Source organism: Flavobacterium sp. KMS, from assembly GCF_000813005.1.
In the GTDB taxonomy this organism is placed as follows: domain Bacteria; phylum Bacteroidota; class Bacteroidia; order Flavobacteriales; family Flavobacteriaceae; genus Flavobacterium.
On sequence record NZ_JSYP01000010.1, the window covers coordinates 83,730 to 101,640 of the forward strand.

Genomic DNA, 17,911 nt, shown 5'->3' on the forward strand with positions numbered 1-17,911 from the left:
TTAGGTAAAAGTTCAAAACAAATAAATTCTGATGAAGAAATATCTAATGTTATTGTTACTCGTTTTTATTGTTTCGTGCAAATCGAAATCGGGTGCAGTACAAGGAAATAATACGAACAAAGAGGAAGTAAATCCAGTTTCTGCGAATAAAATTATCGACGGACATTATAATAATAAATTACAGTTTTCGACTTTATATATTAAAGCTAGTGCAAAATATTCGGATGATAAACAAAATCAGAATGTTACGGCTGAGATAAAAATAAAAAAAGACGAACAGATTTTGGTAAGCATTCGTTTTCTTGGAATTACAATGGCAAAAGCTTTAATTACACCAAATTCGGTAAGCTATTATGAAAAAATTAGTAGCACTTATTATGATGGTGATTTTAGTAGTTTGAGCAAATGGTTAGGAACAGATTTAGATTTTAATAAAGTTCAAAATCTTTTGATAGGTGAAGCAATCGACGACTTAAAAAAAGGAAAATACACTGAAACATTAATTGACAGATTATATCGTTTGGACGAGGCAAAAGAAACGGATATTAAAAAATCATTCTTTTTTGAAGCAGATAAATTTTTATTGGAAAAAGAACAAATTTCGCAAACTTCCAAAAATATCATGATGCAAATTGCATATGGTGAGAATAGAACTTTTGATCAGGGAATACTTCCAACAAGTATTGCAATAGAAGCGATTCAACCAAAAGGAAAAACAGAAATCAATTTAAATTACAATACAATTACATTTAATGAAGAACTTTCTTTTCCTTATAGTGTCCCAAATGGATATAAAAAAATTATAATTAAGTAAGTTTGCAAAAATATATTTTAAAGATGCCAAAATTTCTCCTAAGCCTAATTCTTATTTGCACCACTTCGTTTATGTGGGCGCAAGACTCGCAACAAGAAAAACTGGAACAACGTAAAGCTCAGATTCAACAAGAAATTAGAGATAACGAAAAAATGTTGCAGTCTGTAAAGAAGAAAGAAAAATCTGCGGTGAATGTTTTTATTGTTCAGTCTAATAAAATAAAACTTAAAGAAAAACTAATCAATACTACCGAAAAGCAAACGAAGCTTTTGAGTAATGATATGTATATCAATCAATCAAAAATTAATAAGCTTAAGAAAGAGTTAGAGATATTGAAAGCTGATTATGCTAAGATGATTCTTAAATCGTATAAAAGTCGCTCAGAACAAAGTAGAGCGATGTTCTTATTATCATCGGAGAGTTTTTTGCAAGCATATAAACGTGCACAGTATATGAAACAATATACTAATTTTAGAAAAAATCAAGGAGAAGAAATTCAATCAAAATCACTTCAATTAGCTGATTATAATTCAAAATTAGACGGACAAAGACAGGTAAAGAAAAAAATCATTGCCGAAAATGAAAAGGAAAAAGTAGCATTAGAGCAAGAAAAGAAAGAACAGCAAAAACTAGTTAACTCGATTAAGAAAGATAAAAATAAGATTATTGCTGATACGAAAAGTAAACAACAAGAATCGAAAAGAATCGACAGACAAATTGATCGTTTAATTCGTGAAGCTATTGCCGCTGCCAACCGTAAAGCTGCTGCAGAAAAAGAAAAAGAAACTGGAACAAAATCTGTTGCTGCAGTATCTGATACAAAAATTGCATTAACAGCCGAAGCTAAATTACTAGCTGCCGACTTTAAAGCTAATAGAGGTAAATTACCTTGGCCGGTAGAAAAAGGATTTGTATCATTGGGTTATGGTGATCAGCCACATCCTATTTATAATACTCTGGTAATTCATAATAGTGGTGTCGAAATCACGACAGAAGCAGGTTCAAACGCAAGAGCAGTTTTTGAAGGAGTTGTATCTAGCGTTATGGTATTATCTCCAATAAACAAGGCAGTAATGATCCAACATGGAGATTACTTTACAGTATATCAAAATTTAAGTTCTGTATCTGTAAGTAAAGGAGATAAAGTAAGTATCAAACAAAATATAGGTAAGATTAGAACTAGTGGAGAAACAGGAAAAACAACCATTAAATTCTTAATACTACAAAACACAACATACAACAATCCGCAAAGTTGGTTGTATAATATGTAATAAAAAACGGGACATTAGTCCCGTTTTTTTATGGTTATATTTTGATTTAATCGTATTGTTCTAAAAAGTATCTTACAACATCGGTTGTTGTAACAATACCTTTAAGTTCTCCATTATCGACTACAGGTAAAGCGTGGAATTCTTCTTTCACAAAAATTTCTGCTAAATCTCTTATAATCGAATCCGATGATACCGTCATAGGTTTTGATGTCATTACTTGAGGAATGGTAAGCATATCCAGGATTGCTTCATCGGCACCTTCTTGTCCTTCAAATAAAGCTCCAAATGTTAATCGGTTTATATCTGTACGACTTATAATACCAATCACTTCTTTACCTCGAACGATTGGGATGTGTCTAATGGTATTTTTTTTCAACTTTTCGACTACCATTCTTAAGCCGTCATTTTCATTTGCAGTTACTACGGTTTTAGTCATTATATGACTAATTGGTTCTCTCTTTTTCATAATAGATGTGTTGTTATATTTCTATTAAAGGTGTAAAATATTTCTGATAAAAAATATGATTTTTATCACATTGGAGAAATGAAATCGAGGAGGAATAATTATTCCAATTTTAGGCTTTTATTAAAAAAGAGTATCGAAATTTGCACTAATGAAGATAAGAATAGAAAAATCATCTTATTGTTCATTTGAAATTGTATCGATTGAAATTTAAAAATAGTATTTTTGCACTATGGAAACAAATAGACAGAAAAAAATAGGCGGTGTCATCCAAAAGGATTTGGTTGATATTTTGCAAGGTGAAGTGAGAAAAAATGGAATTAACAATTTGATAATTTCAGTATCCAAAGTTAGCGTAACTACAGATTTATCTGTGGCAACAGTATATTTAAGTATTTTTCCTCAGGATAAAGCTAAAGAAACATTGGCAGCAATTAAGTCAAATTCAACTTTGATTAAGCATGATTTATCACAACGCGTACGTTTACAATTACGTAAAGTGCCAAACTTAGTTTTCTTTATAGATGACTCATTAGATTATATTGAGAAAATAGATAATGCATTAGCAAATAGAGATAACCCAATAGAAAATCGTGATCTTTTAGAAAAAAGAAGAAAATCATAGTTTGAACTTTCCCCTTTACATAGCCAAACGGTATATTTTTAGCAAAAGTAAAAACAATGCTATCAATATCATAAATCGTATTGCCAGCCTTGGAATTATTGTTGGTACAATGGCTTTGTTTGTGGTTTTATCCGTTTTTAGCGGATTAAAAGTATTCAGTCTTTCTTTTACAAATGAGATAGATCCTGATTTAAAAATTGAAAGTACCTACGGAAAATCATTTTTGGTTACTCCAGATCAGGAATCTCAGATTAAAAAAATTGAAGGAGTTGCTTTGTACACTAAAATAATCGAAGAACGGGTTTTGTTTATTTTTAATGGAAAACAACAAGTTACCTACTTAAAAGGAGTTGATCGTAATTATCCTGTTGTAAACGATATTAGAAAAAAACTCTTTAACGGACAATGGCTAAAACCCGATACGTATCAGGTTGTTGTAGGGTATGGGATTTCTAAAAACTTTTCGATGGGAATATTGGATTTCGAAAATCCATTGCAAGTATTTGCTCCAAAACCAGGAAAGGGCGCAATCGAAAATCCTGAAGAAGCTTTTAGTAAAACCGATGTATTGCCTGTTGGGATATATTCGATAAGCGAGGATTTAGATTCTAAATATGTTTTTGCCGATTTAGGATTGGTTCAGGAGTTATTGGAATATAAGCCGAATCAGATTTCGGGAATTGAGTTTAAGTTAAAACCGAATGCAAACGAATCTAATATCAATTCGCAATTACAAAAGATTTTCAATAATAAAGTCACTACAAAAAATAGGGCTCAACTTAATGCGTCTTTGTATAAAATGCTTAATACCGAAAACATTGCGGTATATTTAATCTTTACATTGGTAATTATAGTAGCTCTTTTTAATTTAATTGGAGCATTAATCATGATGATCTTGGATAAAAAAGGCAATCTAAAAACGCTTTTTAATCTAGGAACAGAAATCAAAGATTTGCGAAAAATATTTTTGCTACAAGGAACCTTGCTTAGTGTATTTGGAGGATTAATTGGTCTTGTTTTAGGTGTTATTTTGGTCCTATTACAACAACGATTTGAACTTATCATGATTACTGCAACGCTAGCATTTCCTGTTGTTTTTACTCTCGAAAATGTATTTATTGTTTTAGGGACTATATTTTCACTTGGATTTATAGCTTCATTTATAGCAAGTAAGCGCGTTAGCGAAAAATTGCTAGATTAGAATTTTTATTCTAAAATTAAAAATATTACTTATATTTATCGTCTTAAAAAAAATACGCTATGATAGTTTCTGCCTAATCCTATTTTATTTTTAGAATAATTAGGATGCCTTCAAATTTTTTAAGTCCAGCCAATAAACAATTGGTTCTGGACAATTTTATCATATATCCTTAATTATCATGACAGAAACAACAATACAGAAAAGTTTATTTTCTCGAATTTTCTCAACAATAAAACAAGCTATCAAAGGAGATGAATCTTTTGATTACACTTCGGGCAGTATCAAAAAAGCCGTAATTCTTCTTGCTATTCCAATGGTATTAGAAATGCTTATGGAATCGGTTTTTGCATTGGTCGATTTATATTTCGTAGGACATCTGGAGCATAGCAGTTTTGCTATTCAGGCAGTTGGACTTACAGAGTCGGTTATTACGATTGTTTACTCGATTGCAATCGGGATTAGTATGGCTGCAACAGCAGTTGTTGCTCGTCGTATAGGCGAAAAAGATCCTGTTGCCGCAGCAAAAGCAGGAATGCAAGCTATTATTATTGCTTTTGCAATTAATAGTGTGATTAGTATTTTTGGTTTTATTTATGCCAAAGACATCTTGTTACTTATGGGCGCGTCTGCAGAAGCGGCAGAATATGGTTATAAATTCACCCAAATAATGATAGGCGGAAGCTTATGTGTGATGCTTTTATTTCTTATCAACGGAATTTTTCGTGGAGCAGGAAATGCTGCTATAGCCATGAAAAGTCTTTGGATTGCTAATATTTGTAACATTATCTTATGTCCTATTTTAATTAACGGACTAGGACCAATTCCTGCTTTTGGATTAGTTGGAGCTGCAATAGCAACAACTTCTGGACGAAGTATTGGTGTGTTATATCAATTGTACCACTTGTTTAATGGTCGTGGAGTTTTAAAGATTATTTCATCTTACTTTATTCCAGACTTTGAGCAAATCAAGGCATTGGTAAAAATTGCTGCACCAGGAGTATTACAATTTGTTATTGCATCTTGTAGTTGGATTTTTCTGGCACAATTGGTAGCAACAACAGGTGGAGATCATGGTTCTGCAGGATATCAAACCGCATTACGTATCATGATGTTTTTTATTCTTCCGGCTTGGGGATTAAGTAATGCTGCAGCCACTTTGGTTGGGCAAAACTTGGGTGCGAAACAAATAGAACGTGCTGAAAAATCGGTTTTTACAACCGCAAAGTACAATGTCATTTTTATGGCTACAATTATGCTAATCACCTTCTTTTTTGCAAAATATATAGTTTCATTTTTTACCAATGATATCCTTATCCAAAACATAGCTGTCGAAGCATTACAGATTATGAGTTCTGGATACATTTTCTACGGAATTGGGATGGTATTAATTAATACCTTTAATGGTGCTGGAGATACCTGGACACCTACATTGGTTAACTTTTTTGGGTTCTGGTTATTTCAGATTCCATTAGCCTATGCATTAGCGAAACATTTTAAAATGGGACCAACAGGAGTTTTTATTGCAATTCCAGTTGCCGAAACGGCGATAACGTTGGCAAGTATAGTACTTTACAAAAAAGGAAAATGGAAACGTACTCAGGTATAGTAATTTTAAAAGACTAAGACAGATTGCACGAATTTCCACAAATTAATCCGCGGTAATTATACAAGAATGGAAAAACGAAGAATCATTTATGATTGTAAAATAAGAAAGACCGTCAATTGACGGTCTTTTATTTTAAAACATCTTTGTCAAAGTTTAAAACTTCTCCTTTTTTTATGCTTTTTAAACAAATTCGTATCCAGCATATACTTCCTGGATTTCGTTCATTACATTAAATAATCCTTGAGGATCATCGATTGTAACTAGTTTTTGTTTGTATTCTTTAAACGAGTGGATTCCTTTGAAGTAATTGGTATAATGACGACGCATTTCTACAATTCCTAAGCGTTCGCCTTTCCATTCCATCGACCACGTAAGGTGGTTTCTTGCGGCTTCTACACGATCACTAACGGTTGGAGCGGGTAAATGCTCACCAGTTTCAAAAAAGTGCTTTATTTCGTTAAAAATCCAAGGATAGCCAATTGCAGCACGACCAATCATAATACCGTCGATACCGTATTCATTTTTAAATTTTAATGCTTTTTCTGGACTATCGATATCGCCATTTCCGAAGATAGGCATCGTAATTCTTGGGTTATTTTTTACACGTGCAATATGCGACCAGTCTGAATGGCCTTTGTACATTTGAGCACGTGTTCTTGCATGAATCGTTAATGCTTGTACACCTATATCTTGTAAGCGTTCGGCAACTTCATCGATATTTATCGAGTTATCATCCCAACCCAAACGAGTTTTTACAGTAACAGGCAAATTAGTACTATCGATAACAGCTTTGGTTAAACGTACCATTAAATCAACATCTTTAAGAACTCCTGCACCAGCACCTTTACAAACTACTTTCTTTACAGGACAACCAAAATTAATATCAATTAAATCAGGATTCACTGTAGTAACAATTTTTGATGACATTGCCATCGCTTCTTCATCTCCACCAAAAATCTGAATTCCAACAGGGCGTTCGTAATCAAAAATATCCAACTTCATTCGGCTTTTAATAGCGTCACGAATTAATCCTTCCGAAGAAATAAATTCCGAATACATTAAATCTGCTCCGTGTGTTTTGCACAATCTACGGAACGGTGGATCACTCACATCTTCCATAGGAGCGAGTAGTAAAGGAAATTCGGGTAATTCTATGTTGCCAATCTTGACCATCTTCATTATTTTTTGCAAAATTACAACTTTTAGTTTAATTCCTTGCTATTTAGAGATTCAAAGGGGGAGGAGAGGTGCAAAGGCTTAGAGAAGGTTCAGAGGTTCAAAGGTTTTCTATAGAGGTGTGGCAGTTTGTCTCTATAAAAAGATTAAAGGCTCAAAGGTTTTAAAAAAGGATCGCATTATTTCCAATTTTAAAACCTTTGAGCCTTTGTTACTCATAGCCCCAGAGCCTTCTTTAAACCTTTGTAACTTTAGACGCACTGCGGTGCGTCTCTACGGAAAACCTCTGCGCCTTTGTTACTCATAGCCCCAGAACCTTCTTTAAACCCTTGCAATTTTAGACGCACTGCGGTGCGTCTCTACGGAAAACCTTTGAACCTTTGAACCTCAGAACCTTTGTCCCTCTTTTTAAGAAACCCTATTATCAAAAAAACGAATCGGCTTGCGACTCATTGGATTAAAAACCAAAGAATTTAATATTTCTTTTGAAGTGAATTCTATTTTTGGAGTTACTCTTAATTTTGCTCTAAAGTGGTCTTTGATTTCTTGCAACAATTCATTCGACTGACTTTTCACAGCAATCTTAATCAGGATTTCATCTGTTCCTAAATCATTGGTGAATATCTCGATGATGTGATTTTCGATAGCATCGAAGTCACTTAAAACATCATTCATTGCGGGTGGATAAAGCGTTGTTCCTTTATATTTTATCATTTGTTTTTTACGCCCGATAACTGGACCAACACGCAAAGTATTTCTTCCGCAAGCACATGGAGTATCGTGCAACTGAACAATATCGCCAGTTTTAAAACGCAATAAAGGCATGGCTTCAATACCTAAAGTGGTAAAAGTAAGTTCGCCAGCTTCGCCATTTTTTACTCGATTATTATTTTCATCAAGGACTTCTACAATGATAAGTTCGGGATGATGATGTCCTCCGTTTTGATGTTCACATTCGGTAAAGGCTGTGCTCATTTCGGTAGATGCATAAGTCGAGAATAGCTTAATATCCCATTTATCTGTTATTTTTTTAGATAAAATATTCATTGAAAAATCTTGATTTCTCAACGATTCTCCGATGCAAATTGCGCCTTTTATGCTCGAATTATTATAATCGATATTATGGCTTTCGGCATATTCTATCAGTTTTAATAAAAATGAAGGAACAGTTATTAGATATGAAGGATTGTATTTTAAGATAGAATCCCATTGCAATTCGGGTATTCCTGCACCAACACGGATTACACCTACTTTTAATTTTCGTAATCCTAAAAAGTAAGCTAGTCCAGCCATGAATTTGCGATCAATTGTAGTCATAAGTTGTACAATATCACCTTCTTTAATTCCGGCACAGTCAAAAGAAATAGCTTCGTTGTAAGCCAATCTGTCTAAATCGGCATCGGTTAAACCAAAAGTTACAGGATCACCTAAAGTTCCCGAAGTGGTTGCAAAATCGATGATTTTAGAAACTGGTACACACAGAAAATCATCGTTATTATTCTGAAGATCTTCTTTGGTAGTAGCAGGTAAAAGTTGAAGATCTTCCAGTGTTTTGATAGTAGAAACATCAATGTTTTTTTTCTCAAAAAGGTCTTTATAATAAGGTGAATTCTGACTTATGTAAGTCAAAAGTTCAACTAATTTTTGTTCTTGAAAAACTTTAATTTCTTCTAAAGAACCTTTTTCTATTTCTGGAATCATCTTAATTTTCTTTTGATTTTCTTAATATATTTTTCAACTTTCTGTTTTTCAGGAAGTGTGGTAATTTCTTTTGTCAATGCTTTTTTAAACTGATTTTGTGCCAAAGCATATTCTTTTTTCTGATAAAAATACAATCCCACTTTGTAATAAACTACCCAGTAATCAGGGTTTAAGGATAGATATTCCTGAATAAATTCAGGTGAAATTGCGTTCTTGCTTTTTAAATAAGAATTGATTTTTTCATCTTCAATTCTGAATTTTTGATAATTTTTAAATTCGGCTGTAGCCAAAAAAGGATCTTTGGCAATATTCAATTCACTCTCAGACAAAGATACAATTGTATCTGTTTGCTCTCTGTTTTTAAATATTTTATTCAAGTCGTAACAAACAAATTCTCCCAGTTGATACGGATTGGCAGAAACCCAAACTAATTTTTCTTCGGGTTTAAAAATTATGCCATGGTGCGCCATTAATTGATTTAAGGATTTTTCGTTACCATAACCCAATTTAATATTTTCCAAACCTTCTTTGTTTCTGAGTATTTCGGATGCTTTTTTAGGATTTACTTTTGGTGTTTCTTCAAAAAGTTCCACCATTCTATCGTATCTATATTTCGAATGACTGTTTAGAATTTGGTTCTCATTTCGTTTGTCATCTTTTAAGGCGTCGCTTTGAAAATGATTGGAACAAATAAGCTGATTGTTGTTTGAGACTTCATAAACTCCAAATTTGTGTGGAGAAACTTCTATTAAAACGGCTTTGTTATCATTGGCACTTCCTACCATTATAGATTCGGAAACGAAAACGGTTGTCTTTTTTGCAATAGCAATAGCTTCATCAATGTTAGTTGCATATTGTAATATTTGACGGGTGAGAACAGAAATAGGAGTTTTGGCAATTAGCGGAATTTTCGATTTTCCTGCATTGATGGTTACTGTTAATCCTTCCTGATTCATTCCTGAAACTGCTCCAATCATTCCCGGCCAGGTTACCATCATAAACGGATGACCTGTTTTTGGTTTTATAAAGGCTACGATTTTGTCTTTCGCGAAAGCGTCATTTACATAAAAATCGAAATTGCGACCAAGAATTAAATTCCCATCTTCAGATTTTTCTCCCCAAGCAGCAAATGAGGAACAACCTACTAATGCCAAATCTTGTAATGCGTGCCCAATATCGTGCGCTGCATGTAAATATAAATTGCGTAAATATTGCGATGCGATGGCATCATAATCATGAGATGTATATTGAGAAACACCGTAAATTTCGGTTTGATATTCTTCGGGAACATTGAGGTATAATTTCCTGTTGTACCATTTTAAAAAGTTCCGAAGCATATTTTGCTTAAACTTTGAAGGTACTAAATCTTTAATTTTTGAGAAAAATATGAGTTCTTGCTTCTTTAAAAGAGAGTCAGTTAATGCTCCAGAGTTAAGACCAATTTGATAAGCGTCGCCTTCTACATAAAGTTCCCAAAGACCTTGTTTGTTTTTTAAAAGAGAGTTCTTTCCAACTGAAAATACAGAATTGGATTGTTTTTTTACGATAGGTAAAATAGCATCATAATCTGCGATATTGGGCTGATGATGCATTGATTTTGAAGTGCCACAGGAGAGAAACACCAACAAAAAACCGATTAAGAATACAATCAGAATTCGCTTTTTCATAATCAAAATTATTCAGAGGCTTGATTGATTTTGGTTACTAGATATTCTTTCCCAACTATTTCTGAGCAAGTAACAACGGCGCCAATAGTTACGCCCAAAACGCCATGCATATTAATACTTTGTCCTGTTAAATACAGGTTGTTAAGTTTGGTCTTAGAAGCAATAAATGATTTCATAGGATTGTTAGAATCTTTAATGTAACCATACATATTACCATTATGTCCACCAATATAATCACGATAAGAAAGTGGAGTAGAAGTGTGTATCGATTGGATACAATCTTTTATCCCGGGAAATTTTATCTCGATTTCGTTTAAAAACTTGGTTGCTTTACGGGATTTAAATTCATCATAACTTTCGCCACGATCATTCTTTTCGGCAGTCGTATTAAATGTATCTACCCAAGGTAATAAATCGTCGAATTTCATGTAGGTAATAAAAGTCATTCCATCCGCCCATTCTTCATCTTTCTTAGATGCGTTCATAGATGCCATATATGCTTTTGGCCAAGAGTTTTCGTTATACTCATGGGCAGTCCAAACATCATTACTATTTTTAAAATGATAGTAGTTATGATTGATATATTTAAAGGTATTTGGTTTAAAAACCAAATACAAACTAAACGCTGAGATTACACCTTCGAGACTTTGGATTCGGCTATAAAATGATTTTCTAAAATTTTCTTCGCCAACCATTTTTAAAGTGGTTTTGGGTTCAATGTTAGAGATGAAGTACGTTGCCGAAACTTCGGTTCCATCTTTTATTTTAACGTTGGTAACATTGTTGTCTTCAACATTAAAGCGAACGACTTCTTTGTATTTATGAACTTCACCCCCGTATTTTTTTAATTGTTTAATGAGTTGTTTTGTAATCTGGCTTCCACCATTTATACATCTCCAAGAACTCTGAATGTATGAGTTTACAGATAAAGCATGTACATAAAAAGGTGATTTATCTTCAATACCAGCATATAAAAAATTAGAACCAGCAAGCACAGCTCTTAGTTGTTTATTATCGGTTATCTCATCGATGGTTTGTTTGGCATTTAAGGTCAGGATATCGCTATCGTATTTCCCTTCCCAACGCAAGTTGTATAACGGGAACGAATCGCAGGTATCTTTTATTTTTGTGCAATAATTTTCTATTGCTTCTTTTTCTTCTGGAAAGTGTTTTAATAATTGGGCAACGAAGTTATCATATCCTTGAGCATGTGGATATTCTTTGTTTTCATCTTCAAATGAGATGATATCAAAACCATCTTCATCCATTTTTTTTAGTTTCAAATTATCCATGATGCCTAGATATTTGAAATATTTATACAAATTTTGTCCTTCACTCAGTCCTCCGATATAGTGAATTCCTGTATCAAAAATGGTTTTATCTCTCACAAATGTTTGGAGGTTTCCACCAAACTGATTATTTTTTTCGAGCACACAAACGCTATATCCTTCTTTGGCAAGAATAATAGCCGAAACAAGACCGCCTAAACCGCTTCCTACGATAACAACATCATAACGTTCTTTCATGCTATTCTTTCTTTAAGACTATAATTTTGTCTTCTTCATTTGTACAAGTATAGCCAAAATTAAGCAATGTGTCCTTTAAACTTGTGCTATTTATTAAAATAAAACAAGATGTTGTCGGAATAATTTTTTCAATAATTGAGTTGTAACTTTCGTCGGAAACTAAAACAACATCATATTGTTTTTGTAATGCCACATCTAGATTTTCCAGATAATGTATGGCTCTTTTCTTAACGATATAATTGGTTTGTGCAACCTTATGTTTTTCTTCATCGGTTGTATAAGAATCAATCTTTCGTTGTGGTTCTTGTAATGTTAATAGTAAATCGAGTTGGCCATAATCATTGGTAAGATGCAAGATTTTGGCTTTAGGTTTTATGTATTTATTTAATAGATAATAGGTCTCTAAATTGGTTTTTAGATTCTTTTTTACACTATTTATTATTTCTGATTCTTTATAATCAAAACTATTGATAATTATTTTTTTGAAATAATCTGGTCCTTCAAGCTGCTCTCGTACTTTATGGAATTCGGCTTTAAAGAAGGTGCTTATTTGCTTTGTTCTTTCGGTATAATTTTTCCCAAAAGAAAGATTATCAGGAGTAATTCGCTCAAGAATAGAAATGGTTATTGCACTATCATATATAATGAAATCTCCTTTTGGCAACGCTTCTGAAGTACCGTGGATCAGGATAGGAATAATATCCAGATTAAAATGTTCTGCAAGATAAAATGCGCCTTTATGGAATCGTTTTACCTGATTGCTTTCAGATCTTGTTCCTTCTGGGAAAACCATTAAGGAATATCCTTCGTCAATTTTTTTGCGTAAATGTTCAAGACCTCCTTCAAGACCTTCTGATACGGGATAAAAACCTGCTTTTCTTACCGTAGCACCAAAAATAGGAGAATTATAAACCCAGTCGCTTACCAGATAAATGATTTTAGGGCTTAGCATTCCAACTGCCAAAATATCTAAAAAGGAAGAATGGTTGGCAATAATTACAGCTGGTTTTTCGAATTTCTCGTTATGAATATTAATTACTTTTTTGCTTACAAATGGATTTGTATATAAAACGGATTTCATGAATTTAGAAATCAGATATCGGAATCCTTTTATTTTTGTCTCTTCTTTTAGAGGAAGAATTTTCATAAATGTCAGGCAAAAAAGGGACATTAGGACTCCACCAAGACCATAGTATAAAAATGATAATACGCCATGTATAAAGGAACGAAGCTGGAATGGTGCTTTTCCGTTTTTAGGGCGATTAGACAAGAATAGCTTGAATAAAATTGGGTAGAAGATAAACGTAATGATTAGTGCTGCAAAAACCCCAATTAATGAAATTGATGAAATAGATTGTAATGCGGGATGTTTGGCAAATATCAAAGCACCAATTCCTAGTATGGTTGTTATTACCGCAAGTATAATTGATGTTCTGTATATCGCAATCTCATTTTTTCCGGTTGTATATTCTTTTTGTAAGGCGCTTGTCATGAAAATACTAAAATCGACACCATGACCAAAAATCAAAGTACATACAATCATGCTAAAAATATTCAATTCGATGTTAAAAACCCCCATGATACCAGCAGTTACAATTCCGGTTAATGCAATCGGAATGCAACTTATAATAACTAATTCAATTCTTCTGAAAAAGAAGAACAGAATAAGGATCACAGCGACAAATGAATAATTTACAAGAGAATTAAAATCGGTTTTTAGTGTGCTAAAAAAAGTTTCATTCATTTGCTGGCGGTCGATTGCCAATAAACCATCTTTGGCAGAAGCCGATTTTACAAATGCGTCACGTTGTTCGGGAGCAACTTTTACCAATGTTGAGATGGTGAAAAAGCCGTTTTTCTCACTAATAAATTCCTGTAGTTGTAAGGCACTTATCTTTAAATAATCCTGATAGGTTATAGGTTTAAAGCTAGCATCAAGATGGTCAAAAAATGCGGTATAGGTTGTGGGTTTAAACCCAAGCTTTGCACCTTCGTTTATTAATTGAGATTTTAATAGTTGCTTTTTATTGGCATCCCAAAATGAATTCCATTTATCAATTTTTTGCTTTTGCTCCTTTTGCGAAAGCATAATTCCTCCTACAGAACTATAATTTAATATTTTGTTTTCCTGTTTTTCTTTTGCAAGAGCATTAAAAAGCAAGCTGTTTTTTTGCAAAACATCTTCCATACTATTTCCGTAGGATGCCAGATAAATAGTTTTAGAAGTTAAGCTTGTTGTACTTTCTTCAAGATCTTTTTCGGCAGCTTTAATTTCTTTTGGAACAAAATTAAGTTGTGATAAATCATTATTAAAACCAACATCGTTATAAGTAAAACAACAAATGATTGTAATAAGAACGCAAAAGCCAATTAAGAATTTATTGTTATGAAATGAAAAATGCGCCAATTTATCAATCACATTTTTCTTGTGTTCAAAATTGTTTTCTTTTGGTTTATACAAATGCGGAACAATGAGAAGGGAGAAAAATGCGGAAGCCATTACAATTACTGCAGCAAAAATTCCTAAGTCGTTTAACGCATCCGATTTTACAAAAAGCAGACATAAAAATGCAACAGCAGTTGTAGAACTACTCATGATTACTGGCATCGTAATGTCTTTGTACAATGTTTTTACATCGCTATTGTGCTTGTAATGTGTTAAGATATGTATAGAATAATCTATTGTGATTCCTAAAAGAATTGAACCAATACCAAGTGAAATCGCCGAAATTCTTTCCTTGACAAAGTATAAAAATGCAACGGCAAATAAAGCTCCAAAAACGGTTGGGAGAAAAATGATTAATGGGATAAATACTTTGCGATAAAACAAAATCAGAATAAGCATTAGCGTAATCATTGCAATAGTTGTAGTAAGTACAATATCGCCTTTAATCTGGTTGGCATTTGCAACAGCAATAAGTGCTGAACCAAAATAACTTACTGAAGCTTTTGTTTTAAATTGCTTGTTTAAATTGTCTTTTATTGTATTAAGCTTTGCTGCAAAAATGGAGTTTTGTTCTGTTTCGCTCGAAGGCAAATTAGAAGTAATAAACAACAATAATTTTTTTTTGTCTTTGGTCATTACAAAACCATTGTCGAGGGTAAAATCATCGCCAACATTTAATTGCTGTAATTTTTTTAAGGCTATAAATGAAATCCCTAATGGATCTTGTAATATAAAATCTTTGGTAATAAATCCCGAAGGGGAGATTATCGATTTGTAATTTCCTTGCACTGTTGCCGCAATACTATCTTGTTGCAATTTTGATTGTATGGTTGCATAATCTTTATCGTCTAGAAAAAGTGGCACATTGTTGTAAACAAAATCGATAGTTTCCTGAATGTTTTCTTCATCGATTTTTCCTTGTACAGCTGTTATATAAGGTTTGCAAGTTTTGGCAATACTATCTGTAAAAACTGCTGCCATTTCTTTTAAATCTTCATCTGTTCCGTCTTTTTCAGTTTGGAAAATAATGGTAATTTTATCTGCAAAATTAAGTTGCTTTAGTACTTTGGCAGTAACATCGGTTTTATCGTTTGTTGGAATAAGTTTGGTGATATCTTCTTCAAATTTAATTTTTGAAGCAAAAAATCCAAATATAAAAAGCATCGCAATTGCCAAGAAAACCGATAACGATTTTCTCTTATTTACAAATAGATGTATGGCGTAGAAATAATGATGCATGCTTATAGTTTTTTTAGCCACTGATTATACTGATCCGCACAGATTATTCCCGTTGCGAATATAATTTTCTTTAATCCTTTAATATGTGGCAAAATATTTAATTTAATTATTGGTTTTATTTTTGGGTGTACTAAACAATGTTAAAAGTAAGTAGGCTATTGATCCTAATAATAATGCCATTACGGATGCTAATACTAAACTCCCAACAACATATTGTGTTACATTCTTTGATACATCTGTAAGTGATAGTGAATCATTTAGTACCAAAGGAGCTGTATTTGTTATAAAAAGACTTCCCATTTTTAAAGATCCATATATTACTAATGGGATGAATGGTGGGAAACTAACATTTGATGCCAAAAAAGCGATGACTTTATTAAGCTTGAATAAGGTGGCAGAGAAAAGAAGTAATACGGTCTGGAATCCCCAAAATGGTGAAATTCCAATAAAAACTCCTAATGCAATTGCTGCCGATTTTTTAAAATTTGATTCATCGCTTTCCAGAATATCTTCTAGTAGGAATTTTTTAAGTCCTTTTTTTTTAATTTTAAGAACTAAATCTCTGGGTTTAATGTAAACAAGAGCAATAAAAACCAATACGGTATTTAAGATACTGATTCGGGTAAAATCCTTGAATGGACGAAAATGCGAAACTCTTTCCAGTGGGTCGTATAAAACTTTGACTGGAATGTTTTTAACCGGAATGCCTTTCCAGGCAGCACGTACAATTATCTCGATTTCAAATTCAAATTTAGGCGTGAAATGTCTCTCGGGAATTAATCGTAAAGGGTATAATCGAAATCCAGATTGTGTGTCCTGAAGTCGAATTCCTGTTTCAAACCAAAACCAGAAGTTTGAAAATTTGTTTCCGAAACTACTTTTTTTAGGTACATTTTCCTGAGTCATATTACGACTTCCAATAAGCAAGGAATTTGGTTCTTTTTGGATAGCATCAATAAACGAAGGAATATCCGAAGCAAAATGTTGTCCATCGGAATCGATTGTTATTGCATATTCGTAATTTAAAGCAATTGCTTTATTAAAACCGTTTTGTAATGCAATTCCTTTTCCTTGATTCTCGGGATGGTGAATTTGTATGAGTTCTGGAAAATTTTCTAAAATTTCTCTTGTTTTATCTGTCGATCCATCATTGACTACAATAACATCTTTGGTGCAGGTTAAAATAGAATCAAGAACTTTTGCTAACGTTTTGTGGTTGTTGTACGTGGGTACAATAACACAAAAATTAGTTTGGGCAAGTTGTTCTTCTTGAGATAAAATAGGTTCCATTTTGTGGTTTTTCTTTAACTACTTTACAGTTTGCTTTTCTTCTGCAGAAAAACTTTTAGATTGTAGGATAAAGTTCTTTAGGTATTCTTTTAGCACAGTATTTTGATCTTTATAATGTGCCAGAATAAATTTTTTGTCTTCTTTGATGTTTTTTTTATAACCCGTAATTCCAGGAACATTTTCCTGAATACTTAATCGAATCATTCTAATTTCTATCGAGTTTGGCTCTTTTACGATAGTGCTTTCTAATAATTTAGCACCTTCTTTAAAACGACTCATTTTGGACGAAAGTTTCTTCTCATATTTAGAATCCAATAGGATAGAAGCGGCTTTATATGCTACCAGAATATTTTCGTCTGTGGTAGAAATGTCATTTAGTTTTGCAGTAAAATCTTTTGCACTTGTTTCAGAACCTGAAGCTGTTGGATATATTTTTCTGATAGTTGCAAGATCTGGTGTACTTACCAGACTTACTAATAAAAATAAGGATAAAAATAATTTCATGATTAAGTCTTTTTATAAACATTGCTTAGTTTTAAAGCAACCGTTTCATTAAAATAAGTCGTGTTTTTTACTTTTACTAAACCGTCTTCGGTTGTGGTGATATCCAATTCTAAACGTAATTCGGGTGTAACTTCGGGATTAATTAGCGCCATGAACTTTACATTACTTAGCGTTTGCATCATTAGGTTACTTTTGGTAATTGTTTCCGAAAGTTCTTTTATAATTTGTATCATACATACTCCCGGCATTATCGGGTTGTCTGGAAAATGACCTTTAAAAACATCGTGTTTATCATTTACCAAAATGACAGCATCGTATTTAGAATCATTTGTGTTTTCTAATGAAAGTATTTTATAAAAGTCTTTTAAAACCATAGTTGTAT

At 32.8% G+C, this 17,911-nt stretch carries 14 protein-coding genes; 5 read left to right on the top strand and 9 right to left on the bottom strand.

The genetic code is table 11. The features are described 5' to 3' along the window. Window positions 1-31: 31 nt before the first annotated feature. Window positions 32-814 carry a DUF4292 domain-containing protein gene (locus tag OA93_RS11430; RefSeq protein ID WP_039113346.1) on the top strand — a complete coding sequence of 261 codons (783 nt, stop codon included), beginning with the start codon at window positions 32-34 and terminating at the stop codon, window positions 812-814. Between the two features lie 23 nt (window positions 815-837). Beyond that, window positions 838-2,085 (top strand): peptidoglycan DD-metalloendopeptidase family protein, encoded by a 1,248-nt coding sequence (locus tag OA93_RS11435; RefSeq protein ID WP_039113347.1) that lies wholly within the window; start codon window positions 838-840, stop codon window positions 2,083-2,085. 46 nt (window positions 2,086-2,131) lie between these two features. Here the strand turns inward: OA93_RS11435 and OA93_RS11440 are convergent, their stop codons facing one another. Beyond that, the gene (locus tag OA93_RS11440) at window positions 2,132-2,551 is read right to left on the bottom strand and encodes a CBS domain-containing protein (RefSeq protein WP_039113349.1); all 420 of its coding nucleotides are present in this window, start codon (window positions 2,549-2,551) and stop codon (window positions 2,132-2,134) included. Between the two features lie 229 nt (window positions 2,552-2,780). Here OA93_RS11440 and rbfA point away from each other — a divergent pair, with 229 nt between their 5' ends. The 3 genes from rbfA to OA93_RS11455 all read left to right on the top strand — a co-directional run bounded on the left by rbfA (window position 2,781) and on the right by OA93_RS11455 (window position 5,980). Further along, a complete protein-coding gene (gene rbfA / locus OA93_RS11445; RefSeq protein ID WP_039113350.1) occupies window positions 2,781-3,173 on the top strand; it encodes a 30S ribosome-binding factor RbfA in 393 nt (130 codons plus the stop codon). A 1-nt stretch (window position 3,174) separates the two neighbouring features. Then, a complete protein-coding gene (locus OA93_RS11450) occupies window positions 3,175-4,374 on the top strand; it encodes an FtsX-like permease family protein (protein WP_039113351.1) in 1,200 nt (399 codons plus the stop codon). A gap of 178 nt (window positions 4,375-4,552) precedes the next feature. Beyond that, the gene (locus tag OA93_RS11455) at window positions 4,553-5,980 is read left to right on the top strand and encodes an MATE family efflux transporter (RefSeq protein ID WP_039113352.1); all 1,428 of its coding nucleotides are present in this window, start codon (window positions 4,553-4,555) and stop codon (window positions 5,978-5,980) included. A gap of 180 nt (window positions 5,981-6,160) precedes the next feature. On the opposite strand, the gene dusB is transcribed toward OA93_RS11455, so the two are convergent. The 8 genes from dusB to OA93_RS11495 form a co-directional block, all read right to left on the bottom strand. Then, window positions 6,161-7,153 (bottom strand): tRNA dihydrouridine synthase DusB, encoded by a 993-nt coding sequence (dusB, locus tag OA93_RS11460; protein WP_039113353.1) that lies wholly within the window; start codon window positions 7,151-7,153, stop codon window positions 6,161-6,163. A 411-nt stretch (window positions 7,154-7,564) separates the two neighbouring features. Next, a complete protein-coding gene (locus OA93_RS11465; RefSeq protein ID WP_082001806.1) occupies window positions 7,565-8,857 on the bottom strand; it encodes an AMP-binding protein in 1,293 nt (430 codons plus the stop codon). After that, window positions 8,854-10,524 carry an acyl-CoA--6-aminopenicillanic acid acyl-transferase gene (locus OA93_RS11470; RefSeq protein ID WP_039113355.1) on the bottom strand — a complete coding sequence of 557 codons (1,671 nt, stop codon included), beginning with the start codon at window positions 10,522-10,524 and terminating at the stop codon, window positions 8,854-8,856. Before OA93_RS11470 ends, OA93_RS11465 begins: the two co-directional genes overlap by 4 nt. A gap of 8 nt (window positions 10,525-10,532) precedes the next feature. Next, window positions 10,533-12,050 carry an NAD(P)/FAD-dependent oxidoreductase gene (locus OA93_RS11475; protein WP_039113356.1) on the bottom strand — a complete coding sequence of 506 codons (1,518 nt, stop codon included), beginning with the start codon at window positions 12,048-12,050 and terminating at the stop codon, window positions 10,533-10,535. Window position 12,051: 1 nt separating this feature from the next. Further along, window positions 12,052-15,735, bottom strand: a complete 3,684-nt coding sequence (locus tag OA93_RS11480) for a 1-acyl-sn-glycerol-3-phosphate acyltransferase (RefSeq protein WP_039113431.1) — start codon at window positions 15,733-15,735, stop codon at window positions 12,052-12,054. Between the two features lie 102 nt (window positions 15,736-15,837). Continuing rightward, window positions 15,838-17,025, bottom strand: coding sequence for a DUF2062 domain-containing protein (locus OA93_RS11485; RefSeq protein WP_039113357.1), 1,188 nt, complete (start codon window positions 17,023-17,025; stop codon window positions 15,838-15,840). Between the two features lie 18 nt (window positions 17,026-17,043). After that, window positions 17,044-17,529, bottom strand: coding sequence for a hypothetical protein (locus OA93_RS11490; protein ID WP_039113358.1), 486 nt, complete (start codon window positions 17,527-17,529; stop codon window positions 17,044-17,046). A gap of 2 nt (window positions 17,530-17,531) precedes the next feature. Then, window positions 17,532-17,903, bottom strand: coding sequence for a 3-hydroxyacyl-ACP dehydratase (locus OA93_RS11495; protein ID WP_039113359.1), 372 nt, complete (start codon window positions 17,901-17,903; stop codon window positions 17,532-17,534). Window positions 17,904-17,911 lie beyond the last annotated feature (8 nt).